The organism is Mucilaginibacter celer, assembly GCF_003576455.2.
Classification (GTDB): Bacteria; Bacteroidota; Bacteroidia; order Sphingobacteriales; family Sphingobacteriaceae; genus Mucilaginibacter; species Mucilaginibacter celer.
In genome coordinates this window covers 4,853,105-4,877,905 of sequence record NZ_CP032869.1, presented here as the reverse complement: position 1 = coordinate 4,877,905, position 24,801 = coordinate 4,853,105, and the positions used below count along the sequence as shown (strand labels likewise).

The window sequence follows — 24,801 nt, the reverse complement described above, 5'->3', positions numbered from 1 at the left end:
GGGCAGAAAAACTAAATTTTCTACCCCATATATCCTAAAAAGACTTTTTCAGTGCCCTCTTTTGATACTTCGGGCTTTTTTATTGGACGTATTAGTAAACGAAAAAAGAGCGCGGGATTGTGCGATTCCCTCCCTTGGGATGGTGTAGGGAGGGGTTTATACACCAAGCAAACGCGATAGCAAGGCGCAGAAACCCCTCCCTGCCACTACGCAATCCAGCACACCCCTCCCCGAGGAGGGAATTTAAAATCTTCTACAAGCCTTGTGCTTAGGTGATTTGGGGCTTTCTGCTCAACAAAAAAGCCTTAACAAAATGCCAAGGCTTTTTCAAGGTCAATGACTAAATGACCTAATGATTCAATGACTGGATCTGGATTAAATCTTCCCAAAGATCTCTGCCAGTTTATTCTGCAAATCTTCACCACGGAGATTTTTGCCGATGATCTTACCTTTAGGGTCAATCAAAAAGTTTTGGGGGATGGCTTTTACCGCGTAAAGATCTGCTGCTTTGCTATCCCAGAATTTGAGGTCGGATACGTGGTTCCAGGTCAGGCCATCTTTGTGGATGGCAGCAATCCATTTGTCTTTAGCATTCGGCCTGTCTAAAGATACGCCGATGATGGTGAAGTTTTTACCTTTATAAGTGTTATAAGCTTTAACTACATTAGGGTTTTCCCTGCGGCACGGACCGCACCATGAAGCCCAAAAATCAATCAGAACGTACTTGCCGCGGAATGATGACAAGTTGATAGTTTTACCTGCGGTATCTGCCTCGGCAAATTCAGGAGCGGTTGCGCCTAATGCTACGGCCTTTAATTTAGGCAGGCGCTCGGCAAATTTTTTACCGCCTTCCGATGCTTTGATTGCAGGTGAAAGGTTGTTGAACAAAGGAGCTATATCCACATAATCAGCGCTGTAGGCGTACGATTCGAGCGAGCTGAGGCTGATGTAAGAATCAGGGTTTTCCTGGATGAATTTTTTATTGATCTCGGCATCCTGATCGTCAATTTTCTTTTCCTCGGCATTTAACGCGCTTAACTGATCGGGAGTGGCTGTTTTGCGTTTGGCCGCAAGGGCATCGTAAGCTTCGTTAATAGGTTTCTCGGCAATGCGGAGCTTTTCGCTTTCGTTGTTGGTTTTTGTGCCGTCAATCTGGGCATCGGCAACTTTATCATCGGTGTTTACATTGATGGTGCCTGCTTCAATATATAACGAGCGGTAATCTTCCGAGGCGTGTAAGCCGCTTCCTTTGGTATTTACCAGGATGTAGGCATTTACCGGGCTTGTACCTGTCTGGCCTGTAAATTTAAAATTGCCCTCGTGCAATACAGCCGAGTCAACTACCAGTTTTTTGTCTTTATCACGATATTCAACATACACCTTGGCGGGTGCGTTGTAGTTACCAATTTTACCTTGTATGGTGTATGGCGCGTTTTGCGCATAGGCAATGGCGGGTATCCCGGCCAAAGCGGTTAGGGTTATTTTTTTTAATGAGGTCAAGTTCATTCCGCAATATAATGGCTTGGATGCAAATAATTTAATTGTTTGTAAAAAATTACAATCTCTAAAGTTTTTTTGTACAGGCGCATAATTGCGTTTCCCGCATGCAATTTACGCAGGCATAGCGGCGACTTTGTAAAGCTGCTTGTCCTGCGGGAGACGCAATTATGCGTCTCTACAAAAAAGGCGCCATTGCTTCGCTATAACGCCTTTTATAAATTGGGGGTTAAGCAAACCACTCACCTAATCAACCTACTCTCCACTCACCAATCAATTATATTTCCCAAACAACTGCTCCAGCTTGGCATCCAGATCTTCGCCGCGCAGGTTTTTAGCAATGATCTTACCCTGCGGATCGATCAGGAAGTTTTGGGGGATAGATGTTACCGAATACATGGCGGCCGCCTGGTTACTCCAGAATTTAAGGTCGGATACCTGTGTCCAGGTCAGGCCATCGTTTTTTATGGCGGCAAGCCAGGCAGCTTTACCATCCGGCCTATCCAGTGATACACCTATAATGGTGAAGTTTTTGTCTTTAAACCGGCCGTAAGCTCGTGCCACGTTAGGGTTTTCCTGGCGGCAGGGTCCGCACCATGAGGCCCAGAAATCGATCAATACATATTTGCCTCTGAATGACGATAGTTTAACCGGGTTGCCGTTAACATCATTCTGAATAAAATCAGGAGCTTCGGAACCAATAGCCGTAACCCGCAGTGCATCCAGCTGCACCTTCATCATTTTACCGGCCTCGGTATCTTTTATATTTTGCGATAATGAATTATACAGCGGATCGATCTCCGACGGATCAGGAGCCGGGCCGCTTACCGATGTTAACGCTAATAAACTTAAATAGCTGTCTGGGTTAGCAATGATAAAGCTTTTCAATACCCCTTTTTGCTCGGCCTGCAGCAGTTTATATTTTGCCTGTATCGAGTTGCGGAAGGTTGCCGAGTTTTGCTGCTCGGGAGTAGCGTTCCGGGCTTCGGCCATTAATTGTGCGCCTTTTGTATTTATTACCTTAAGCTGCGCCTGGAGTTTTACATTATCGATATTAAGCTGCGATCCGGTGATTTGCGCCTTATCGATAGAATCTTTACCGGTGATAGTTATGGTGCCTTTTTCCAGGAAAAAATCAATGTCATCGGCAGTTTTAGAGATCAGGGTGCCGTTATCAGCATACTTGTAATTAGCATCGATAAATTTTTCGAGCGGCAAACCTTTGTAATTAACGGCTATTGTAGCGTTAACCGGGTTAAATATGGTACCGGTAAATGAGAACGAACCATTTACCACATTGGCCGAATCGGTAACATTATTGGCACCCAGCTGGTACGACAGGTAAACCCTGGCCGGAGCGCTAACATTACCCAATTTGCCATTCACAACAAAAGTATCGGTAGCCTGGGCCATTGCCGTTACGGGCAGCATGGCGGCTATATAAAAAAACAATTTCTTCATTAAAATAAAACTATACGCTTGCTAAACGACAAGCGCAGGTTAAAAGTATTGATTATCAGTTTAATTTTTGATAGGTACGCCACCATAAATCTGGTAATTCGCCGGATGTAGCTGTTTTATAGTCGGCATAGCTGCAGGGCACCAGGTGAAAACGCTCATTTGGTGAGCCTGCCGAGGGGTAGGGCACCTGCATCCACCAGCGGTCGGATTTTTTGCTTTTTACAAATATAACTTCCTGGTCTTCATGGGTAAGGCTGGTTTTATAAATTAAGTATTGCGATTTTGGGTTGAGCGGAAAATCGCGCTTGCGGTTATAAAAACCATCAATAAAATACCAGATCATTTGCGAGAGCTGCCAGGCAGTTTGCCCGTTGCTATCAAAAGCCGGGTTAAACTCGTAAAAACCTATCGAGGTAAGTTTATCATTAAAGCCTGCATAACGGCAAAGCTGGCAGGCCTCTTCGCCGTAAAAGCCATTGGGTGTGGCATTGGCATTACCCATGGCATCGGCCGCACGGATAGCACCAATATCAAAACTGATCATGCTGGCGTTGCGGATAGCAGGTTCAGTAACCGCTACATTACCGCTTAGTTCGCCAAGGCGGTGTACATCAAAATAAAGTTTTTCCATCACCCTCAAACTATCCTGGCTTGCAAAGTAGGTTTGGTAGCCCAGGTTACTGAAGTTAAAGAGATAATTAGGCTCGTGCAGGAAAATTTTATTGAGGTATGATGCTGATGTAGTTTCGATGCTGCCGCCGTGATCATCCTCATCAAGATCGAAATGTGAATCGATCACTACCAGGTCAACCTTTTGTTCCAAATCTTCATAGCCCATGTATTGGGCGTAAGTAAGATCCTGCCCTCCGCCTAAAATAACCGGGATGATGTCTTTTTTAATCAGTTCGCTTACCACGGTTTTTACCGCGAAATAGGTGTCGGTAACTTTTTCGCCGGCGCGGATATTACCGAGGTCGGCAATTTTAACATTATAGGCTCCCTCGTTAAGGAGGTACAATTTTTCGCGGATGTAATCAGGCCCCAGCGAACATCCGGGGTTACCAACGGCGTTCCTGTCGTCCATAACACCGATGATGGCTATGTCTGTTTTCTCTTCCAGATCAGGAAAATCAACCGAATAATGCACAATTTTATTACCAAGCTGGCTGGTGTAATAACCTTTTTTAGGGGCTATCTTTTTAAGATCAATCGGCGTAAAAAAATCAGCTAACGACATAATTTTTGATGTGCAAATATGCAGATATGCAAATGTGGGGATTTTTAAGCAGAAAGCTTAAGGCTGAAAGCAGAAAGCTTTTTGGGGAAGCTGAAAGCTTAGGGCTCAAAGCCGAAAGCTTATTACCTATCTTAGCTTTAAAATCCAGTTTTACGCTTTCAGTATTTGGCTTTCTGTTAGTCTTCTATGCTTTCGGCTTTCAGCCTTAAGCTTTCTGCTCAAAAATCGCATATTTGCATCATGATCTTAATAACGGGCGCTACCGGTTTCCTTGGGGCCGAACTGGCAAAACTTCTTGTTGCTAAAGGTAACAGTGTTCGCTGTACTAAACGGGCTTCGTCGGTTGTGCCTGCATTGTTGATTCCTTTTGCTGATAAGATTGAGTGGGTGGATGCCGATATGATGGATGCTTTCGCCCTGGCCGATGCCTTGGAGGGTGTAAGCCAGGTTTATCATTGTGCCGCCTGGGTATCGCTAAAGCAAGCCGATAAAAAACAGATGATCAATACCAATGTTACGGGTACCGCCAACCTGGTTAATCTGTGTGTTGAGCAAGGGATCAGGATGGTTCATGTGAGTTCGATAGCGGCCATAGGCTCTGCCAAACCCGGCGAGCTGATCAACGAAAATCACCATCTGGAACAATCGACAGAAAATGATGGCTACGCCATTTCTAAACTGGAAAGCGAAATGGAAGTTTGGCGCGGTATTGCCGAGGGGTTAAACGCTGTTATAGTTAACCCATCACTTATTATAGGCGCAAGTGCAGGAACCGGCGGCAGCGGTGCCTTATTTAAAACCGTGCGTAATGGACTTAAGTTTTACACCTCAGGCGGCATTGGTTTTGTTGATGTAGAGGATGTGGCTAAATGCATGGTAGCCCTGATGAATAGCGATATTAAAGCCCAGCGATATATTATCAGTGCCGAAAACCGCGACTATAAAGGTATGGTAACCGAAATTGCCAAAGGCTTCGGCGTAAAACCTCCGTCAATGTTTGCCAAGCCCTGGGTTATGGAACTGGCCTGGCGCGGGGCTGCGGTTGTTGCTGCTGTAACGGGTGGTGTGCCTGCTATTGATAAAGTATCGGCAAAAACGGCGTCGTTAATCCGCGAGTTTGATAATTCGAAAATTAAAAAGGCTATCGGGATTGAATTTAAGCCGATAAGTAAAACGATAACGGAGATTTGCGAGGCGTTGAAATAGTCTGACCATTCTTATGAAAATACGAGGCACCTAAGGAGCCGGGATAGCCGCATTTTTCTTGCTATAAACACGGTACTCCTTCGGAGTTGATAGCATGAAGTATATATCGTTTAAATGCTCAATTTTTTTCATTATAATTTGCGTTAATTATTTTACTCCGTAGGAGTACCGTGTTTATAGAATTAATGATAAATAGGGTAAAGACTCCGTAGGTGTCTCGTCTCTCAAAGCGATTTCGTCAACATGACAATCCCACTTCATATTATGCCAAAATTTAAACTACAAACTCCCTGTACTTCCTCAGCAAATTTTTTGCACCTTTGCACCCAAGATGGAGCAGTACTTTATTATTGATTTCGACAGCACCTTTACACAGGTTGAGGCCCTTGATGAACTGGCCCGGATCTCTCTCAAAAATCGCCCCGACCGCGAAGATATCTACAAGCAAATTGATGATCTCACCAATGCCTCGATGGAAGGCCGGTTGTCATTTACCGAAAGCCTGGAGCGCCGTGTAAAATTGCTTAATGCCAACCGCGATCATTTAAAGCAACTCATCAGCCATCTTAAAAAGAAGGTTTCTACCTCTTTTTCGCGTAATACCATCTTCTTTAAAAACCACCAGGATGAGGTTTTGATCGTATCCGGCGGCTTTAAAGAGTTTATTACCCCGGTAGTTACCGAGTACCATATCAAAAAAGAAAACATCTACGCCAATACCTTCGTATTTGATGAGGAAGGCAACATCATAGGTTACGACCGTGAAAATCCGCTTTCGCAGGAGGGTGGCAAAGTAAAGCTTTTAAAAGAGCTGCAGCTGCCCGGAGATATCTATGGCATTGGCGATGGTTATTCTGATTTTCAGCTGAAAGAATCGGGCATGATCAAAAAGTTCTTCGCCTTTACCGAAAATATCGAACGTAAATCGGTAGCTGAAAAGGCAGATCACGTTACGCCAAGTTTCGATGAATTTCTGTATCTGAATAAATTGCCCCGCGCTATCTCATACCCAAAAAACCGCATTAAATGTTTGGTTTTGGGTAATGTTGATGATGAGGCTGTTGGCTTGCTGAAAAAGGAAGGCTATAATATCCGTCACCGTGAGGCCATTGAAGAAAGCTACCTGGAAGAAGCCGGTGTATTGTTTTGCGATGAAGAACACCAGCCAAGTGCCGAACAGGTTCAAAACGCAGGCCGTTTAAAAGTAATCGGCGTTTTTGGCCGATGCAACCGCAAACTGGCCGATGCGGCAACTGATAGCGGCATTATTATCTTTGACGATCCTAAGCACAACCCGCATAATATAGATTTTATCCCCAAAAGGGTAATGGCTTTCATGAACGAGGGCAAAACGCATACCAGTTGCAATTTTCCTGACCTGCAACCGCCGCGTGTTAATAATGCCCACCGTTTAATTCATATTCACAAAAACGTTCCAGGTATTTTGGCCAAGATCAATGATGTGTTTGCCCGACATAACATTAACATTGTAGGTGAGTTTTTGGTTACAAATCCTCAAATTGGTTATGTAATTACGGATGTTAATACCGGTTACGATACTGAAGTATTGAACGAGTTAAAGGCTATTGAGCATACCATTAAGTTTAGGTTGCTGTATTAAGAATACTTAAACACCACGTCATTGCGAGGAACGAAGCAATCGCGAACTGTACAGAGGGGCTGTGAAAGCCTACCCTGCCATCACCATCACGCCGCTCCGCATCATCACCACGTCATAGCAATGACGTTTTGAGATATATCTTCATTTATAAATGAGCACCGGGTTTTGAACCATTTACAAAACTTTAACAAGGCGGCTCAAAACCCAATACCCATTATTTTTTAAACGGAACTACCAATACCGGAATTTCCGAGTTTTTGATCACATCCTCGGCCACGTTGCCTAAAAACCACCTGTCGATACCCGTGCGGCGGTGTGTGCCCATTACGATCAGGTCGGCATTGAAATTTATGGCGCATTCTATAATACCATCGGCCGTGGCACCGTACTCTGTAAATTTTGATACCTCAAGTCCTCCGCCAAAGGCAAGCCGGGCCCGCTCTAAAATAACAGCCGACCGTTCTGTTTGGATATTTCCTACCTCTAAAGATATGGTCGATTCGAGTGTTGCGTCGAAGGGCAAACCGGTAAGCGTATCTGTAGTGTCGGCTACCGGGGTCATGGGCTCAATAATGTGCACCAGGCCAACCTCCGTGCCGTAGGTTTGCGCAATATCAAAACCGTATTCGGCTGCGTGCTGGGAATATTCGCTCTCATCAATGCAGATGAGTATTTTCCTGATCTTCATAGTATCAAAAGGTTTATATAAATATAACAACCATTTGCCGATATGTTTTCACGGCTCACTATTTTGTTACCTTTGCTTATGCATTTTTCCGCCGAAATTGACGACCGACTAACCCGTTTGCAAGAAAAGTACGAAGCCATGGGCCAGGATATGAACTCCTATCTGGATGGCCTGCTTTATGCCGATTTTTTAACTTATTGGGATTACATCCACCTGGATACCCTGCTTAGCCTGCAAAGCCCTAAAACACCGTTTCCGGATGAAGAGATTTTTATCATCTATCACCAGATTACCGAACTGTATTTTAAACTTGCCCTGCACGAGTGTAAACAAATTGCCGAAGCTGCGCCGCTTACCGTTGAGTTTTTTACAGCGAGGCTGAAACGCATTAACCGTTATTTTGGTGCGTTGACGCACTCGTTCGGGATTATGGTTGATGGGATGGAAAAGGAGCAATTCCTGAAATTCAGGATGTCGTTACTGCCGGCCAGTGGTTTTCAATCGGGGCAATACCGGATGATCGAGATTTATGCTACCGATTTTATTAACCTGGTGGCGATGGATAAACGTGAGGGGTTAAGAGGCGCGGCCATTGAAGATCAGTTTGAATACCTGTACTGGAAGTTTGGAGCTACAGAACTATCCACCGGCAAAAAAACACTCACGCTTAAACAGTTTGAAAAAAAGTATTCGAAAACTTTTATTGAATTGGGTAAGGCAGCGGCTGTTAATAATTTTAACAACCTGGCTAAGCATTTTGAAGCGGAGGGACAATTAACCCCCGAACTAAAAGCGGAATTGAGGCAGCTGGATATTAACGTAAATGTGAACTGGCCGCTCTCGCACTATAAATCGGCAGTGCGTTACCTTAATCGCGAGCCGGAAGATATTAAAGCCACAGGGGGCACCAACTGGCAAAAGTATCTGCCGCCCCGTTTTCAGAAAAGAATTTTTTACCCATGGGTTTGGACGGATGAGGAAAAGGAAAACTGGGGTAAAGCCTGGGTTGATGATGTGCTGAGCGGGATGTAATACTCAACTGAACTTACTCAGCCGTCGTGCCGAATTTATTTCGGCATCCCACAGGACAGATTGCTGCTTTGCTTAGCAAGGCGGCTTAGCGAGTGAGGTGCTGAAACAAGTTCAGCATGACATAATATAAAGGTGGGTGTCATGCTGAGCCTGTCGAAGCATGGTGGGAGGGCCTTTACTTGCGACCCTTCGACAGGCTACCCATGGCGTAATTAAAAAATTTTGTCATCCTGAGCGATAGCGAAGGATCTTCTACAACAAGCATGGCGGCTATACATGGCGAAGAAGATGCTTCGTTCCTCAGCATGGCAAAGGTGAAAATGTCATATTCTCCTTCAGATGCCTCGGGTTTTACTCACTCAGCATAACATTTAATTGGTTTGCGGGAGCATCAACCACCGCAATAATATTGTCAAAATGATGTTTTTATATGTGGTAATCACCAATTGTAAGCACATTTTTTTGGCATAGGGCATAAAAATGCCTACCTTGCCATTTTGTATAATTTATTAATTTTTAACGCCATGACCGAGACATTGGACATCAAGATCAGCAGGACAACTGCTTCCCGTTTGGAGCAAACGGATTTCGACAACTTACCTTTTGGAAAAACTTTTTCTGACCACATGTTTGTGGCCGATTATGCAAATGGTGAATGGACAAATCTCTCGGTCATTCCCTACGGCGAAATTGGTCTCAGCCCAGCTATTTCTGCACTTCACTACGGACAGGCATTTTTTGAAGGCCTGAAAGCCTACAAACATGCCGACGGAAAAATTACCGTTTTCCGCCCGGATAAAAACGCTATCCGTTTCAATAAATCGGCCGAAAGGCTTTGCATGCCTACTTTGCCTGAAGAAATTTTCCTGCAAAGTATAGCTACTTTGGTAGATATCGACCGCAATTGGGTGCCTTCGCAGCCAAATCACGCGTTGTACATCCGTCCGTTTATGTTCGCTACAGATCCGTATTTGGGCGTAACCCCATCGGCAACTTATAAATACATGGTTTTGGTAGGCCCGGTTGGTCCGTATTTTTCAAAACCTTTGCGTGTTAAAATTGAAACACACTACACCCGCGCTGCCGAAGGTGGTATGGGCTACGCCAAGGCTGCCGGTAACTACGGAAGCTCGATGCTGCCCGCCCGCAAAGCTACACAGGAAGGTTTTGACCAACTGATTTGGACTGATGCCAAAGAACACAAGTTTATTGAAGAAATGGGTGCGGCTAATGCCATGTTCCTACTGGACGGTAAACTGATCACTGCCGAAGCAAAAGATACCATATTAGATGGCGTAACCCGCGATACCGTTATCGCTTTAGCTAAAGAATGGGGCATTCCGGTAGAAGAGCGTAAAGTTGCGGTAGCCGAGATTATTGAAGGAGCTAAAAACGGTAAACTTACCGATGCTTTTGGCGCCGGTACTGCCGCTACTATCGCCCCTGTAGCATCAATCAGCTTCGAAGGCGAGGAGTATTTCCTGAGTGATCCGAAAACGCGTGAGTTTTCAAACAAAGTATTTGATACGCTTGATGCTATTAAATATGGTTTAGCGCCTGATACTCATGGTTGGAACTATTTGGTTAGTGAATAATTTTCTGCATAATAATAAACGCAAAACGCCACGGATTTTCCGGGGCGTTTTGCGTTTTATGTAGCGGCTATGAAACTGGTTATCTACCACACGTCATTGCGAGAAACGAAGCAATCGCACGTAAGCAAGAGCTCCCTGTATAGTTCGCGATTGCTTCGTTCCTCGCAATGACGATTGTTGAAATGTGTTTGAATTAAAAACTACACCCCGCTGTCGGCGTAATCCCTTCCTTATCCTGCGTTAAGCCTGGCTTGCCTTTTTTAAAGGTAACTATCCAGATACTATCAAAGTCGTTATCCGGCCATTGCAAATCTTTTACCTTAAGGCCCAAGGCTTTCAATAGCGGTTTAATCTGGTTATGTTCCCAAACAATAAGTATAGTGCCTTTTTTTGAGATCAAATCATTGGCTATACCGTTATCATCCTCTTCTTCAAACTTACTATTGATAGTGAGATTATATTTTACGGCTAAAGGAGACACAGTTTGGAACATGCGCCCACGAGGAGTGGATTTACCTAAATGCAATGCCGGAACATATATATAATCAGGTAGGCCGAATTTAGCCTTAATTACTTCGGGAAGCTTGAGCGAGCGGTTGAATCCTGCACAGGATAGGTTATCACCAACATCAGGTTTTTCGGCGTGACGGATGAACACAAGTCTAAGGTTTTTCCCCTGCCCGCAAGCGGTGAGGCTTATCCAGCCTACCATCATTAAAAGTAAAAACGATCTTTTTAGCATGGCGGTGGTTATTGGATTATTCTACAGAAACAGTTAAACCTTCCTGTTGCAAAATTTTGCGGTAAATCTCCATCTCGGTAAACGAGCCTTCCAATACGGCGCATTTGCCTTCGTTATGTACCTTCCAGGCAATTTTTTCGGCTTGTGGTTCTGAGTAGTCCAGGTACTTCATCATACAATGAATTACATGATCAAAAGTGTTAAAATCATCGTTCCATAGTATTAAACGATGCATCTCTTTAAGTCCTGCAAGTAACTCTTCGAGCGTAAATGTTTCTTCCTGTATCTCGGTTGGCATACGTAACTACAAATTTACTCAAAAACAATAATAAAAATGTTAAAATCGTGTTCGATGGTTTTAAAAATCATGTTACACATCAAACCCTAATTTATTTTTCACATGAAAAAAGCGTACCCCGGCTTTGCTTTGGCCCTGGCAGCACAATTGCTTGCTGCCGGCTATTCATCGGCACAAAACAACAAAAACAATTTACAGGCTCCGCCCGCCAATATCAATATCGACGGCAGCATTAAAGAGTGGGGTGATAGCCTCAGGTATTATAACGATGAAAAGAAGCTGAACTATGCGCTCGCTAATGATAAAGATTACCTGTACGCCGCCATCCGCGTAACCCAACGGTTTGACCAGATGAAGGTGCTGCACGCCGGTATCACTTTAACCATCGATCCAAAAGGGAAAAAGAAGGATACATTTATGTTAACCTTCCCGTTATCGGCTCCTGATGAAAAACTGGATTTCCCCAAAACCGTTACTGATAATACCGAAATTACCCAGGCTGATCGCGACGAGCTGATGCGCGAGCGAATCACTAAGTTGCGTTATATTAAGGTGGTTGGTTTTAAGGATATTGATGGCGATATGATCACCACATCAAACACGTACGGTATTAAAACAGCTATAAATTATGATGCTGATGGTAACCTGATCTATGAAGCAGCTATCCCGCTAAGTTTTTTCCACGCAGGTAACGATGCCTTTAAAAATGAGTGGGCCTTTAATTTTAAGATTAACGGATTTCAACGCCCAACAGGTGGGGGCACAGGCGAGGGTGACCGGGATGGTGGTGGCTTTGGTGGCGGTGGCCGTGGCGGAAGAGGCGGTGGTATGGGTGGCGGTCGCGGCGGAAGAGGCGGCGGACGTGGTGGTATGGGCGGCGGCATGGGCCGCGGGCAAATGAGCGGTGGCAACGGAGAAATCTCGAAAGCTGTTGATTTCTGGGAGAAATTCTATTTGGCCAATAATTAATTGTTAATAAAACAAAAAGTCCGAAAGAATCGGTATCCCCTTTTTCTTTCGGACTTTAGCACTTCCGTACTTTCCACTTACTCTACCTTGTATCGGTAAATCTGCCGGCCTAAATTACCTTCAGAATCAATGCCTTCAACAGTTATCTTGTATACACCCCTCGTATCCGAGTTGAAGTATCTGAATGTAGCCTCGCCGGAAGGTGTAGTTGTAATATTGGGTTCCCAAAAAATTGTTGTACGATAATCTGGTGTAGTTGAATTGATATTTGCCGGAGTATATTTGGGCGAATAAAATGTACGGGCTTTATAAAAACCTTTAAACGGATAGGTGATTACGCCCAATGATGAGCTGCTGCCTGTTACATAGTTGCCGCCATTTAGTGTAGTTATTGCAAGTGCCCCTCCCGGATAATCAGAGCCCACAATGGCTGCGTACGATACCCCGCGCAAAACTTCGATACTATAAATATCATTTGGATTGATGTTATCAAGCGCGCTGCCATCCAGTACCGAGCCGTTAAGTATCACCGCCATTTTCTGATTTCCGCGCATACTAATGGGGTTGCCTTTCGCATCAAAGGTAACGCCAAAAATCTTGCTTCTTAAACAATCAGAAAGTTTGGTGCAGCCGTTAAGCTTGTTGCCCATAACAATCTGATCGGGCGCAGCTCCTAATTTGCCGGCCGAGTATCCTTTATAGGCTGTTTTATTGGTTTTGGTTGCACGTATATTCACTTCTTTTAGCACTGTGGTATCGGTGCCGGCGTATCTTTTAGTTTTAACAACTATTAAAGGCATACTTGACTTTCCTGCCATTATCAAATCTACACTTTCTATTTCTTCCACATGTATCAAACTTAACTGGCGTTCTTCAACGTATGTCCCGTCAATAACAAACCTGCTCGCTCGCCCACCGCCTAATGCATTGTATTTGTACGCGGCAGTAAGGTTAATCTGTGCCAGCGGTTCATTTACATGCAGTGCCCCGGCTAAATTATCATCCTTATAGCTGCGCAGTTTAGCCATATTAACACTTCGTTGCTGAAGGCTGCCGTATCTGTTATATTCATTGGGTGTAATGGCCTTTTTCCCTTTAATAACTACTTCCTTTAATGTATTTGCATTTTTTATGGAGTCTGTTTGTTGTTGCTCCATATACCGGATATACGCTTCCCGGGCGTCGAGAGCAGGCGGTGCCTGATCATCAGCCGGCATATTCATTTTTTCAACCTTAGGATAATCGGGCTTTTTAATAAATATGGTTACGTTTTTTCCATTGTTTTGCTTGCGTGCCTGTACCATAAGGTGCGAGGTATCCGAAACATCAACATCATCAAATGTGAAATCGCCATTCAGATCGGCTGTTGTATCGGCAAAAAAATCTTCCCGGTTACCCAATAATGTTACTTTTCCGTTTGGCAGCGGTTTTCCTCCAGGGGTTTGTATTGAGCCCGAAAGGCTCAGCGAGCCTTCGGCCTTAAACGCCAACGGCGCTTGTTTTTCATTTAATGTTTTAAGCCATTCAAAACCGCGATAGCCCTGGGTAAGCATCAGCATATCCAGATCGGCGTCTGTTTTATCGGTAATGTTGGTGAAATAATAATTGGGCTGCTCGATATATCCTTTCAGGTCTGACGTTAACAGCAGGTTATTCAGGATAGTGCTCTCTGTATTTTGGTTGGATGGAATGCGGCTTTCGTTGATCACCGAAACAGAGAATGTGCCTGTTACGGGTTTCCCGGCCTGATCTGCAGTTTTAAGTGCCACCAAAACTTCTTTACGTGAAGCAAATTTTTGATTGGCGATATTTAATTTCAGGCTCAGGGTGTCGTTGCTGCGTATAAAAGCAAGTCGTTCATTAAGCGGTTCGGCATCGGCGCCGAACAACGTGAATTGTGCAACGCCCGACGGAAAGCGCTTCTTTTCGATTTGGAATGAGTAACCCGCATCCTCAAGCTTAAAAGCGGTGGTATAATAAACCTTTCCGCCCGTTTGGCCAACCAGGTAATAATAAGTATGCTGTTTCAGGCTTATGGTTTTTGCGGACGCTGTTATTTTAACGCCGATACTATCAGTAAGCCGGTTATTAACGGTTATAGTGAAGCCCTCATCCATAGCTTTGGGCAAATTGACCGTAAAAGAGGGAACACCATCGGTTGTTATCCTGGCTTTGTAAATTTTACCGGCCTGCGGCATCAGGGCAAACACGCCCATACCCAGATGGGTAGTTTCAAATTCAGCAACTTCAGCACCATCGTTATCTATTATGGTACCTTTAACATCGCATCCCAATCCGTTTTTCCCTATCGCTTTAACCGCAATTTTAGATCTTAACCCCGTAATAAGGCTACCGCCCTCCGCAAAAAACTGAACATCGGGATTGCTGCTTTGTGCCGTAGCTTGTACCTGCGGCTGACTAAGTCCGAAAATGGTCCGTCCGTTTACCTGCACGCGCTGGTTGAACATTGCGTCGGCAGATTGATTCCGCATCCAGTTTGTATAAGCTCTTAAACGATAGCTTCCTGCCTGGTAGTTAGCGGGTAATACAAAATCACCCCAGGCGGTACCATTATTGAGTTTTAGATGAAGCCTTTGCACAACAGAATCGCGGGCATTGATCAATTCAACGTAAACAACGCCGCTTATACCAGATAACTGATGATCGGGGCCCGCTACAGCGTAAGCTTTAAACCATACCGTATCAGTAAGGTTGTAAAAAGGTTTATCTAAATGCAGGTAAACCTTTTCGGTTGGTTTCTCAGTTAGTTGCTTGTTTGACAGGGCTACAGCTTTTTTTAAAAAAGCGCTATCGGTTTGGGCAAATGATTGTAAACAGCATAGCAAAAAAAGAAGCGAAATAGTAATACGTATGTATTTCATAAGGTTTAGTGAAATTATTAATTTCCTGTATGACGCTAAAATATCACAAAGGATTAATATTAATCACTAAAAAAATATTACTCCACCCTATACCTGTAAACCTGCCTGCCCAGGTTGCCATCAGCATCTATTCCTTCAACTATTATGCGGTAAGTGCCTTTGCCATCAGCATTAAAAAAGCTCATTGATGTATTGCCATCCTTATCGGTTAAGAGCCCCGGAGCCCAGTAAATGGTGCTGCGCAAATCCTGCATGGCTGTGTTGGTTTTAGGATCATCATATTTGGGCGCATAAAATTCGCGGGCGCGGTAATAGCCCTTGGGGGCGTAGGTTACTATACCGGGGGCATATTTGTTATAAGCCGTATCGCCGCCGCCACGTTTGGTAGTGATCACCAAAACTCCGCCAGAGCCTCGTGAGCCATAAATGGCGGTATTACCAATTGTTCGCAACACTTCAACAGTTGCTACATCACTCGGGGTAATGTTATCCAAAAAGTCCGATTCTACGTAAGTTCCATCCACTACAATTTGCATTGGGGTATTAGGGCTGCGGGTTGAATATGGAATCCCGTTTCTAAATGTTACAAAATTAATCCGGCTTTGAAGTACCTGCGAAAGCATCCCGCCGCCATACATCAGATCTTTGCTGGTAAGGGTTTGATCGGCGTTGCCGGGACCGTTAAGGTTAGCCGAACTTTTGAAAGGGTTTTCCCGTTTCTCTCTAATAACTACTTCTTTTAAAACAATGGTGTGGTTTCCTATACCATATTTTACCTGCTCGTCAAAAATCTTTTTGCTGTTGATAAGATAGGCCGATGCACCATCGTTTATGTTGGTTTGCAGATCGGGCCAGTTTTTATTGTGGGTAACCGGTTGCGGTGTTACGTTATCGAGGGTGATATCGAGATTTTTGCGGTCTTTTGCCGTACGGGCCTGCACAATAAATTTCAAGCTGTCGCGAAAAACAAGGTTTTTAAAGGTAAATTTACCCTGGGCATCGGCCACGGTATCTATCATAAACATGCCGCCGGCAGTCGAAATTAAAGTTACCTTACCATTAGGTACAGGTTTGCCACCAAAGGTTTTAAGGTGACCGGTTACCTCCAGCGATTTTTCGGGCTTGAAAACTACCGGCGTAAATTTATCGCCAAGTAACTGTTTCCATTCAAACCTGCGGTAACCTTGCGTAAGCATCAGCACATCAAGGTTGGCCTTGGTTTCGGCGTTTACATTAGTGAAGTAGTAATTGGGTTTTTCTATATAGCCTTTTAAATCGGAAGTGAGCAAAAGCGTTGAAAATATCGAGCTTTCGTTGGCCTCATCGGTAACAACTTTGCTTTGGTCGATAACAGATGCTGAAAAACTGCCTATCACCGGCTTATCTGTACTGTTTTTCGCATTTAGGTTGATGGTAACCTTTTCGCGCGGCTTATAGGTTTTTTTGTCGGATGATACATCAAGCTTTAAGCCATCCGGGTTTTGGATAAATACCAGCCGTTCGTTCAACGGTTCGCCGGTTGCCGAGAATAAGGTAAACTGGATTATGCCCGAGGGGAATTTTTCTTTAGGGATAGCTGCCGAAAACGCCGTAGCTCCGTCTTTGCTTTTACCCGCATAACAAAGCTCACCGCCCGATTGTGCTATTATAGTTAAGCCGGATAATGATGAAGCGGTACCTGTAGCAGTATTTTTGCCTGGCATTATCGTCACAAAAACCTTATCGTCACGGAAGTTATTAATACTGAGAATGTAGCCGTTATCCGATGCTTTTGGCAGGTCGATAACGCCTTCCGACCCATCGGGATAGGTAACGTGAGCCTTGTAGTTCCTGCCGCTCTCGGGCTCAAAGTTAAATGTGCCCATCCCGAAATGAGCTTCGCCCATATCGGTTATCCGTGTGTTTTGTTCGTCGGTAATATAACCTTTAATATTTACGCCAATACCATCAGCACCAACCGCCTTATAGGCTACTTTCGAAAATATGCCGTTTAACATATTGCCGCTTTCCGGAAAGAACTGTAAATCAATCTTTTTTGATAGTGTCTTTACGGTAACTACTTTGGTTACCGTGTGCTTATCGTCAAGTTTAACATCGGTGCTGATATGACCGGAGGTTATAGTGGCAGCTGTACTGGTGGTAAAAGTGGCATTAAGATTCCCTTTATCGTCGGTAACACCTTTGCCGCGCGAAACGGATTTGCCGTTTATCTCCACCTCATAACTAACGGGCTTATTTACATAGGGTATCCCGTTTAAATCGGTATAAGTAATAACCGCATCGGCTTTTTGTTTGCCGTTAACCGTGCTGTAATTGTAAGTAGCTTTGGTGAAAACCCGGTTGCTGATGCCGTTTACAACGGCTATGGTTTTATCAAAAAAGTAAGCATCACTTTCGTTGCGCATCCAGTTGGTGTAGGCACGGATGCGGTAATTGCCTTCGGCCATGCTATCGGCCAGTGCAAAATCGCCGGCTGCCAAACCTGCGGTGAGCGGGAGTTTAATGCTTCGCTTTACCGAGTCGTTCTCATCAATCAAATCAACGTTAAGAATATCACTATAGGCCGAAAGGCGGTGATCGCTGCCAATGGTTACATAGGCTTTAAACCAGATGTCATCGCCAATGGCGTAGCTGGGCTTATCAAAATGAAGGTAAACTTTTTCCTGCGGATGTTCGGCCCGCCACTTATCAAGCTGTGCTATAATTTTGGTGATTAGTTCATCGTCGGGCCTGATAAAAGCCAGGGTTGCACCAATGGTTAAGATAAGTAATAAGGCGGTTAACAGGCGTTTAAAGTTCATAATGGTAAATATGAACCAAGATACGCAAAAAAATATTCAGCGTTTTATAACAAGTGTGATACGGTCTGAATCAGAATTTACAGAATTAAAGAATTAGCAGAATTATTGTCGTGCTTAATTCTGTACATTCTCAAATTCTGTAAATTCTGATTCAAAATATCTCCAATTCAAAAACTACCACTTATTCTTCCACATCATGCTTTCAACCGGGCGGGTTGTTGGGTTATTGTATTTGGCGTTGCTTTTGGTATTGTACATGGTTTCGATATCGCCCTCAACCACGAAATAAATCAGCTGGCCGATGGGCATGCCGGGGTAAATGCGTACAGGCTGTGCGCACGAAATTTCGAGTGTCCAGGTGTTGCAGAAGCCAACATCGCCTTTGCCGGCCGTAGCATGAATATCAATACCTAACCTGCCGGTGCTTGATTTGCCTTCCAGGAACGGCACATGGCGGTGCGTTTCGGTATATTCCATAGTTACACCAAGGTATAACGTGTTGGGTTGCAGTACAAAGCCGTCTTTAGGCATTTCAAAGCCATCAATTTCGTTATGAACTTTGGCATCCAATACCCGGTTGCGGTAGGTGGCCAGGTATTTACCCAAATGCACATCGTACGAGTTGGTACCGAGATACTCCCGGTTAAATGGCTCAATAATAATGTTGCCTAAATCGATCTCCTCGAGTATGCGTTTATCTGATAATATCATAGGGTGATGTTGCTGGGCAACAAAATTATGAAAATTAAGCCAAAGCTCAGGGGCTTTTATCAATAAAACGGAAGGTAAGCTTAACCCGGAAGCGATGGTGAAATATTTATAAATCAACAGGTTATCAATATCAATGCCGATAGATATAATTTAATTTTTTTTGACATATGTTTGCAACCTATTTTGCAACTTTACTTATATGGCGATAGCATACAGGCAGCGTATTGATGATGACACCGAGTTTGCACTCTGGCGTATTGAGGAGGAGGCTACCGACCTGTACAACCAGCTACAGCTAAACCAGGAAGAAAAGGATTTTGTAGAGAGCCTGAGCAACGGCAAGCGCCACCTGCACTGGCTGGGTACCCGTGTTTTATTGCGCAAAATGCTACGCACAGATGAGTATATTGATTGTAAAGTTGATGAGCACGGCAAGCCCTACCTGGTAAATTTACCTTACCATATTTCATTAAGCCACTCGTTTGATTATGCTGCCGTTATGATCAGCAAAACGCATAAGGTGGGTATTGATATTGAGCAGATTAAACAAAAGGTAGAGCGGATAGCAGGCAAATTTATGCGCCCCGAAGAGCTTGATTTTATAAGTGGCAGGCAAAAAATTGAACAACTGTATGTTTGTTGGTGCGCCAAAGAGGCTATTTACAAATGCAACGGGCAAAAAGAGGTATCATTTGCCGATAATATTTTCCTGGAGCCTTTTCAGTTTGAACACCATGGCGTGGTGGATGCCCGCCTTGAAAAAAAAGATACTGTTATTGATTATACCGTAGGCTATCTGCAGTATGAAGATTACATGATAGGTTACGTAAAAGGATAGCAATGAAAAACAAAAAAGTATTTTTTCAGGATTGGGGCCTTACAGATTACCAGGAGGCCTGGGACAGACAGGAAACCCTGTTTAGCCAAACCGTACAAACCAAAATTGATAACCGCAACCGGGAAACCGCATTTGAAGCAGCGGCCAAAAACACCGGTACTACGGTAGCTTATGATATCATTGAAGCCGACGAAACTTTTAACTACCTTGTTTTTTGTGAGCATCCGCATACCTACACTTTAGGCAAAAGCGGCAAACCCGAACATTTATTGTTAGATGAAGAAGGCCTGAAAGCCAAACACGCTGTTTACTACCGTATAAACCGGGGGGGAGACATTACCTACCACGGTCCGGGCCAAATAGTAGGTTATCCGATTTTGGATCTCGATAATTTTTTTACCGATATCCACCTGTACCTGCGTACGCTGGAAGAAGCTGTGATACTTACCCTTGCCGATTTTGGTTTAAAAGCCGGACGGTACGAGGGTTATACAGGCGTTTGGTTTGATGCCGATAACGAAAAGGCGCGTAAAATTTGCGCCATGGGCGTACGCTGTAGCCGCTGGGTAACCATGCATGGCCTGGCTTTAAACGTAAATACCGATCTGGATTATTTTGGCAACATTGTACCCTGCGGTATCGACGATAAAGATGTAACCTCGATGCAGCGCGAGCTTGGCCGGCCGGTTGATATAAATGAAGTAAAAAAAATCCTTAAACACCATATTTCCGTATTGTTTGGTATGGAGATGTTGTAAATGAGGATCATTATAATAAGTTTATTTACCGTTTTTACCCTTTCGGCCTGTGCAAATAAGAACGCGCCTGCACCGGGAGGCTATATTCCCCCACCCAGGCCCGTGACTGTAATACAAGATACCCTTACCTACCTTGCCCTTGGCGATTCGTACACTATTGGCCAGGATGTACCACCCGATCAGAATTTTCCGAACCTGATGGCTAAGCAGGGCTATAACCTTGATATATTACCGCCAACCATTATAGCCCGCACCGGCTGGACAAGCGATGAACTGATTGACGCCATCGATCAAAGCGATATTAAAGGAAAAACTTATGATATGGTTACCCTGCTTATCGGCGTAAACGACCAGTATCGCGGGCTAAGCCAGGATAACTACCGCACTAAATTTACGCAACTGCTAAATACAGCTATCCAATTTGCAGGCGGTATTCACAACCATGTTTTTGTACTATCCATACCCGATTATGGGGTAACGCCGTTTGCCCATGGTAAAGGGGGCAATATCAGTGAGGAGATTGATCAGTTTAATGCAATTAACAATGAAATAAGCGCAAATGCTCATGTTAATTATGTGGAAATAACGGGTATTTCAAAACTTGCAGCCAACGATCTTTCGTTGCTGGCAAGTGATGGCTTGCATCCCTCGCCCAAAATGTATCAGATGTGGGTGGATAAGCTGAAGCTTGAGGTGGAGAGTGTGTTTGTGAAGAAGTAGCTAAAACAGTGAATAGATATAATACATTTTTATTAGATTGTAAAAAGACGTAAGTACATGTAAATAGTGCAGATACAGAAAATACCACTATAACATTTTTTGAATAAAGTAGTTATATTTGTATTAAACAGTTGAATACAGATATTTATTAACACCACAAGATAATGGAAACGCTAACAATTAAGATACCTGATGGTAAAGCCAAAGACGTATCCAATTATATAGAACACATTGGTGGTAAGGTAATTAAAAAGGCCGTTAAAGAAACTGAAGAAGAGGACGAAGTAACGCACGAAAGCTATTTTGGCGAGAACATCCGACGGGTGATTAAAGCCTTTAGCAAATAAATGGCTCCCCAGTCTAAAACAAAAATCAGGGTTCAAATAGGTATAACACTGATATTAGGATTATTTGCAATCTTTTTAATTTATACTGAACCAGAAAATAGTGCGAAGCTAAAATGGGCATTTGGCATTAGTGGAATTATAATAGGATATTGGTTAAAATAAGCCGCTCTTAAAAAAGCGGCTTATTTTATTTAGATCTAACCTTAAGCCTTGATAGTAAATCCTAACACTCCGGCAAACTTATCGGTATATTAATAGCCAACCCCCCATCACTTGTTTCCTTATACTTCGAGTTCATATCCAGTGCGGTGTGCCACATGGTTTTAACCACGGCATCCAGGCTTACCTTTGCTTTTTCGGGATTACTTTGCAGGGCCAGTTGTGATGCCGTGATTGCCTTAATGGCGCCCATGGTATTCCGCTCGATGCAGGGTACCTGTACCAGGCCGCCGATGGGATCGCAGGTGAGGCCGAGGTGATGTTCCATGGCAATTTCGGCAGCCATCAGTACCTGGCGCTGGGTGCCGCCCATGCACTCGGTTAATGCCGCCGCGGCCATGGCCGATGATACGCCAATCTCGGCCTGGCAACCGCCCATCGCTGCCGATATGGTGGCGCCTTTTTTAAAGATACTGCCAATTTCGCTGGCCGTGAATAAAAAGTTAATTACCTTTTGCTCGGTATCGCCCTCGCAAAAAGCTATATAATATTGCAATACAGCCGGGATCACGCCGGCCGCTCCGTTGGTTGGCGCGGTAACTACCCTGCCAAACGAAGCATTCTCTTCATTTACTGCCAGGGCGAAACAACTTACCCAATCTAATGTATTTTTAAAGCCATCACCGGTGTTGCGGATGGCTGCAACCCACTCCTCGTAGTTATTGTATTTATTATTGCCGATAAGCCTTGCGTTAAGTTTAGCCGCACGCCTGGCCACGTTTAAGCCGCCGGGTAATTGCCCGGTGGTATGGCAGCCACGGTAAATACACTCTTTCAGCACCCTGAAAATATTCAAAACGCCGGTGCGGGTTTCCTGTTCACTACGCCAGGCCAGTTCGTTTTCGGCAACCACTTCTGAGATACGCAGACCGGTTTTCATACACCAATGTAAAAGTTCGGAAGCGGTATCGATAGGGAAGGGCAAATCAACCTCAGCCCTCGTTTGGCCCGAAGCGCCGTCCTTTACCACAAAGCCGCCACCTATAGAATAATAGGTTTCGGATATTGCCTTGCCGTTATTTAAAAAAGCCTGGAAGGTTACTGCATTGGGGTGATAGGGGAGGCTCTCGTTAAAAAGGAACAGCAGATCATCATCAGCATAAAAGCTTACCGGCAATACGCCGCCAAGTATTAATTGATGCGACGATTTGATATGCGCAATTTTGGGTGTTACCTGGTCAACCTCGAAGGTAACCGGATCATCGCCGCTTAGTCCGAGTAAAATGGCTATATCTGTACCGTGGCCAACGCCTGTTTTTGCTAATGAGCCATATAGCAAGATCTTAGCCTGTTGTACCATCGGCAACAGCCCCTGCTGTTCAAGCGATTGTACAAACTGTTGCGCGGCACGCCAGGGTCCAAGCGTATGTGAGCTTGAAGGGCCTATGCCTATCTTAAACATATCAAAAACCGAAATCTGTTCTCTTTGCATCGGGGGTAAAATTAACTATAATTTACAATTGCCGGTTCTGTAATAAATACGTTGTGCACAATAGTTTTGACAGAAATATTTTCTAATTTGCAATGAACTTAAACAAATAATAACCTTAAAACTTAAACACTAAACAAAACCTTATGGATTCTTACACCTCTTCTTCTGCCGACATGTCGGGTAGTATTATTGCTGCTATGTTGGGTATGTTTTTAATACCCTGGATTGTTGTAACAATTATCTCCATCATCGGTAAATGGAAAGTATTTGAAAAAGCCGGTAAACCGGGATGGGCTTCACTTATTCCTATTTACAGCACCATAGTATTGCTGGAGATTGTTGGCAAACCTATCTGGTGGGTATTCCTGATTATATTTCCTTGTACTTCCCTGATATTTTATATCTGGGCAACAAATTTATTGAGCAAAAGCTATGGGCAAAGCGAGGGGTTTACTATAGGCTTATTGCTTTTGCCACTTATATTTTACCCGATATTGGGCTTTGGCAGCTACAGGTATTTAGGTCCGTCGGCTAAAGAGGCTGGTGGTTTCCGTCCGTATGACCCATCTTTAGATTATAAAGATCCATTTAATCCAAATTCACCACAAAGCTAATAATGTGGTTAAATTGTATGATGATACATGTATTTTGCAGCCGGTTAAGCTTTATTCACTGGCTGCAAAATCATTTATTACCCTGCCCCTTTAAATACCTTACCGGTATTGACTGCCCCGGCTGCGGTTTCCAGCGCTCGGTAATTGCTCTTATCCAGGGCAATGTTCAAAAAAGCTTCCTGTTATATCCCCCAACAATACCCCTGCTGCTGTTTTTTGCCTATGGCATTGCCGATGGCTTTTTTAAACTGGATACCCGGAAATATGCAGTAAAAAAAACTTTATTTATAATTGTGGGCTACATTGTATTGGTCAGCTATGGTGTTAAAATGTACCACCTGTACGCTCACTACAAACTTTCGGCCTGAGCAATAATGTGGCTATAGTCTTTAATAACGGTTTGTAAAAACAGCATATCGTTCATGCCCTCGGGCGGGGTAACGCCTATGTGGCTTTTTATCCGCTCGGCCATGTTATAAACCACAACGGGGTTACGTGTTTTGATGTATGTGTTGATCACTTCGCTCACCAGTTCAATATCTTTATCTGCTAACTGGGCTACGGCAGGGAAAACGGGCTGATAACTATCTTCTTCGGGGGTAGTGAATACAATATTATCCATTTTTGTGCGCGGTACTGTGCGAATAAGAGTAGTGCCTGCAACCATATCGCCAACACGCTGCTTATTATCAGAAACTATAACGCAAATTAACCCGCAAATGCCGGAGGTTAAGGTAAAATCAACTATCCTGAATAACCAGCGCAAAAGGTATTGCCCTACCGAAGGGCGGCTGCCATTTAAGCTGATCACTTTAATCTTCATTATTTTTTTGCCTACGCTTTGGCCGTTCATGCTTATTTCGCAAATCAAATCGTAAAACACAAACAAACCGGCATAAACGGCTATCATTACAATAAGTGCAACTTTAGATAAGCTGCCCAATGCGGGGCCTATTAAAACAACGGCAAGCATTATCACTATAAACAACGCCATATCAATTATATGCGCAAGTATTCGTTCGCCAACGCCGGCAACTTCATAGTCAATATCAATATTTTGGCTGGTGGTTATCCTGATGGTATCCATGCAATTATAAATTTATACGCTATAATATGCTTTTTTTAGTTGCCAG

The 24,801-nt window shown here is 43.9% G+C and carries 23 protein-coding genes; 11 read left to right on the top strand and 12 right to left on the bottom strand.

Annotated features, from left to right (window positions below):
• Positions 1 to 375: 375 nt before the first annotated feature.
• The 3 genes from HYN43_RS19990 to HYN43_RS19980 form a co-directional block, all read right to left on the bottom strand.
• Positions 376 to 1,506, bottom strand: coding sequence for a TlpA disulfide reductase family protein (locus tag HYN43_RS19990; RefSeq protein WP_119411012.1), 1,131 nt, complete (start codon positions 1,504 to 1,506; stop codon positions 376 to 378).
• A gap of 264 nt (positions 1,507 to 1,770) precedes the next feature.
• Entirely contained in the window at positions 1,771 to 2,958 is a 1,188-nt protein-coding gene (locus tag HYN43_RS19985) for a TlpA disulfide reductase family protein (protein ID WP_205589794.1), read from the bottom strand.
• A gap of 55 nt (positions 2,959 to 3,013) precedes the next feature.
• Entirely contained in the window at positions 3,014 to 4,195 is a 1,182-nt protein-coding gene (locus tag HYN43_RS19980; RefSeq protein ID WP_119411011.1) for a formimidoylglutamase, read from the bottom strand.
• Positions 4,196 to 4,435: 240 nt separating this feature from the next.
• On the opposite strand from HYN43_RS19980, the gene HYN43_RS19970 reads away from it, so the two are divergent.
• Positions 4,436 to 5,401: an NAD-dependent epimerase/dehydratase family protein gene (locus tag HYN43_RS19970; RefSeq protein ID WP_119411300.1), complete on the top strand. Its 966-nt coding sequence runs from the start codon at positions 4,436 to 4,438 to the stop codon at positions 5,399 to 5,401.
• 331 nt (positions 5,402 to 5,732) lie between these two features.
• A complete protein-coding gene (locus tag HYN43_RS19965) occupies positions 5,733 to 7,022 on the top strand; it encodes an HAD-IB family phosphatase (protein ID WP_119411009.1) in 1,290 nt (429 codons plus the stop codon).
• 214 nt (positions 7,023 to 7,236) lie between these two features.
• Here HYN43_RS19965 and HYN43_RS19960 read toward each other — a convergent pair whose 3' ends face one another.
• Complete coding sequence (locus tag HYN43_RS19960; RefSeq protein WP_119411008.1) at positions 7,237 to 7,710, bottom strand: universal stress protein; 474 nt, start codon at positions 7,708 to 7,710, stop codon at positions 7,237 to 7,239.
• Between the two features lie 78 nt (positions 7,711 to 7,788).
• Between HYN43_RS19960 and HYN43_RS19955 the strand changes: the two genes are divergently transcribed.
• On the top strand, positions 7,789 to 8,742 hold the full coding sequence (locus HYN43_RS19955) for a tryptophan 2,3-dioxygenase family protein (protein WP_119411299.1): 954 nt from the start codon (positions 7,789 to 7,791) through the stop codon (positions 8,740 to 8,742).
• 175 nt (positions 8,743 to 8,917) lie between these two features.
• On the opposite strand, the gene HYN43_RS30905 is transcribed toward HYN43_RS19955, so the two are convergent.
• The gene (locus HYN43_RS30905; protein ID WP_281024296.1) at positions 8,918 to 9,049 is read right to left on the bottom strand and encodes a hypothetical protein; all 132 of its coding nucleotides are present in this window, start codon (positions 9,047 to 9,049) and stop codon (positions 8,918 to 8,920) included.
• 217 nt (positions 9,050 to 9,266) lie between these two features.
• Between HYN43_RS30905 and HYN43_RS19950 the strand changes: the two genes are divergently transcribed.
• Positions 9,267 to 10,337, top strand: coding sequence for a branched-chain amino acid aminotransferase (locus HYN43_RS19950; protein WP_119411007.1), 1,071 nt, complete (start codon positions 9,267 to 9,269; stop codon positions 10,335 to 10,337).
• Positions 10,338 to 10,530: 193 nt separating this feature from the next.
• Here HYN43_RS19950 and HYN43_RS19945 read toward each other — a convergent pair whose 3' ends face one another.
• Both HYN43_RS19945 and HYN43_RS19940 read right to left on the bottom strand, forming a co-directional pair.
• Positions 10,531 to 11,079 (bottom strand): histidine phosphatase family protein, encoded by a 549-nt coding sequence (locus HYN43_RS19945; RefSeq protein WP_205589793.1) that lies wholly within the window; start codon positions 11,077 to 11,079, stop codon positions 10,531 to 10,533.
• Between the two features lie 16 nt (positions 11,080 to 11,095).
• Positions 11,096 to 11,377, bottom strand: a complete 282-nt coding sequence (locus HYN43_RS19940; protein WP_119411005.1) for an ATP-dependent Clp protease adaptor ClpS — start codon at positions 11,375 to 11,377, stop codon at positions 11,096 to 11,098.
• Positions 11,378 to 11,479: 102 nt separating this feature from the next.
• On the opposite strand from HYN43_RS19940, the gene HYN43_RS30645 reads away from it, so the two are divergent.
• A complete protein-coding gene (locus tag HYN43_RS30645) occupies positions 11,480 to 12,346 on the top strand; it encodes a hypothetical protein (protein ID WP_205589792.1) in 867 nt (288 codons plus the stop codon).
• A gap of 77 nt (positions 12,347 to 12,423) precedes the next feature.
• Here HYN43_RS30645 and HYN43_RS19930 read toward each other — a convergent pair whose 3' ends face one another.
• The 3 genes from HYN43_RS19930 to dcd form a co-directional block, all read right to left on the bottom strand.
• Entirely contained in the window at positions 12,424 to 15,228 is a 2,805-nt protein-coding gene (locus HYN43_RS19930) for a TonB-dependent receptor plug domain-containing protein (RefSeq protein WP_119411004.1), read from the bottom strand.
• A 77-nt stretch (positions 15,229 to 15,305) separates the two neighbouring features.
• The gene (locus HYN43_RS19925; protein WP_119411003.1) at positions 15,306 to 18,029 is read right to left on the bottom strand and encodes a TonB-dependent receptor plug domain-containing protein; all 2,724 of its coding nucleotides are present in this window, start codon (positions 18,027 to 18,029) and stop codon (positions 15,306 to 15,308) included.
• Positions 18,030 to 18,203: 174 nt separating this feature from the next.
• A complete protein-coding gene (dcd, locus tag HYN43_RS19920) occupies positions 18,204 to 18,740 on the bottom strand; it encodes a dCTP deaminase (protein WP_119411298.1) in 537 nt (178 codons plus the stop codon).
• A gap of 199 nt (positions 18,741 to 18,939) precedes the next feature.
• Here dcd and HYN43_RS19915 point away from each other — a divergent pair, with 199 nt between their 5' ends.
• From HYN43_RS19915 to HYN43_RS19900, 4 genes are all read left to right on the top strand, one after another.
• The gene (locus HYN43_RS19915; RefSeq protein WP_119411002.1) at positions 18,940 to 19,578 is read left to right on the top strand and encodes a 4'-phosphopantetheinyl transferase family protein; all 639 of its coding nucleotides are present in this window, start codon (positions 18,940 to 18,942) and stop codon (positions 19,576 to 19,578) included.
• A 2-nt stretch (positions 19,579 to 19,580) separates the two neighbouring features.
• Positions 19,581 to 20,336: a lipoyl(octanoyl) transferase LipB gene (gene lipB / locus HYN43_RS19910; RefSeq protein ID WP_119411001.1), complete on the top strand. Its 756-nt coding sequence runs from the start codon at positions 19,581 to 19,583 to the stop codon at positions 20,334 to 20,336.
• 102 nt (positions 20,337 to 20,438) lie between these two features.
• Positions 20,439 to 21,056, top strand: coding sequence for an SGNH/GDSL hydrolase family protein (locus HYN43_RS19905; RefSeq protein WP_245446951.1), 618 nt, complete (start codon positions 20,439 to 20,441; stop codon positions 21,054 to 21,056).
• Positions 21,057 to 21,220: 164 nt separating this feature from the next.
• Entirely contained in the window at positions 21,221 to 21,403 is a 183-nt protein-coding gene (locus HYN43_RS19900; protein WP_119410999.1) for a hypothetical protein, read from the top strand.
• A 223-nt stretch (positions 21,404 to 21,626) separates the two neighbouring features.
• On the opposite strand, the gene HYN43_RS19895 is transcribed toward HYN43_RS19900, so the two are convergent.
• Positions 21,627 to 23,054, bottom strand: a complete 1,428-nt coding sequence (locus HYN43_RS19895) for an L-serine ammonia-lyase (protein WP_119410998.1) — start codon at positions 23,052 to 23,054, stop codon at positions 21,627 to 21,629.
• A gap of 143 nt (positions 23,055 to 23,197) precedes the next feature.
• Between HYN43_RS19895 and HYN43_RS19890 the strand changes: the two genes are divergently transcribed.
• Both HYN43_RS19890 and HYN43_RS19885 read left to right on the top strand, forming a co-directional pair.
• Positions 23,198 to 23,668 carry a DUF5684 domain-containing protein gene (locus HYN43_RS19890; RefSeq protein WP_205589791.1) on the top strand — a complete coding sequence of 157 codons (471 nt, stop codon included), beginning with the start codon at positions 23,198 to 23,200 and terminating at the stop codon, positions 23,666 to 23,668.
• Between the two features lie 17 nt (positions 23,669 to 23,685).
• On the top strand, positions 23,686 to 24,036 hold the full coding sequence (locus HYN43_RS19885; protein WP_245446949.1) for a DUF2752 domain-containing protein: 351 nt from the start codon (positions 23,686 to 23,688) through the stop codon (positions 24,034 to 24,036).
• Here HYN43_RS19885 and HYN43_RS19880 read toward each other — a convergent pair.
• Positions 24,018 to 24,755 (bottom strand): RDD family protein, encoded by a 738-nt coding sequence (locus HYN43_RS19880; protein WP_119410997.1) that lies wholly within the window; start codon positions 24,753 to 24,755, stop codon positions 24,018 to 24,020. The two genes, HYN43_RS19885 and HYN43_RS19880, sit on opposite strands and share 19 nt — an antisense overlap.
• Positions 24,756 to 24,801: the final 46 nt, after the last annotated feature.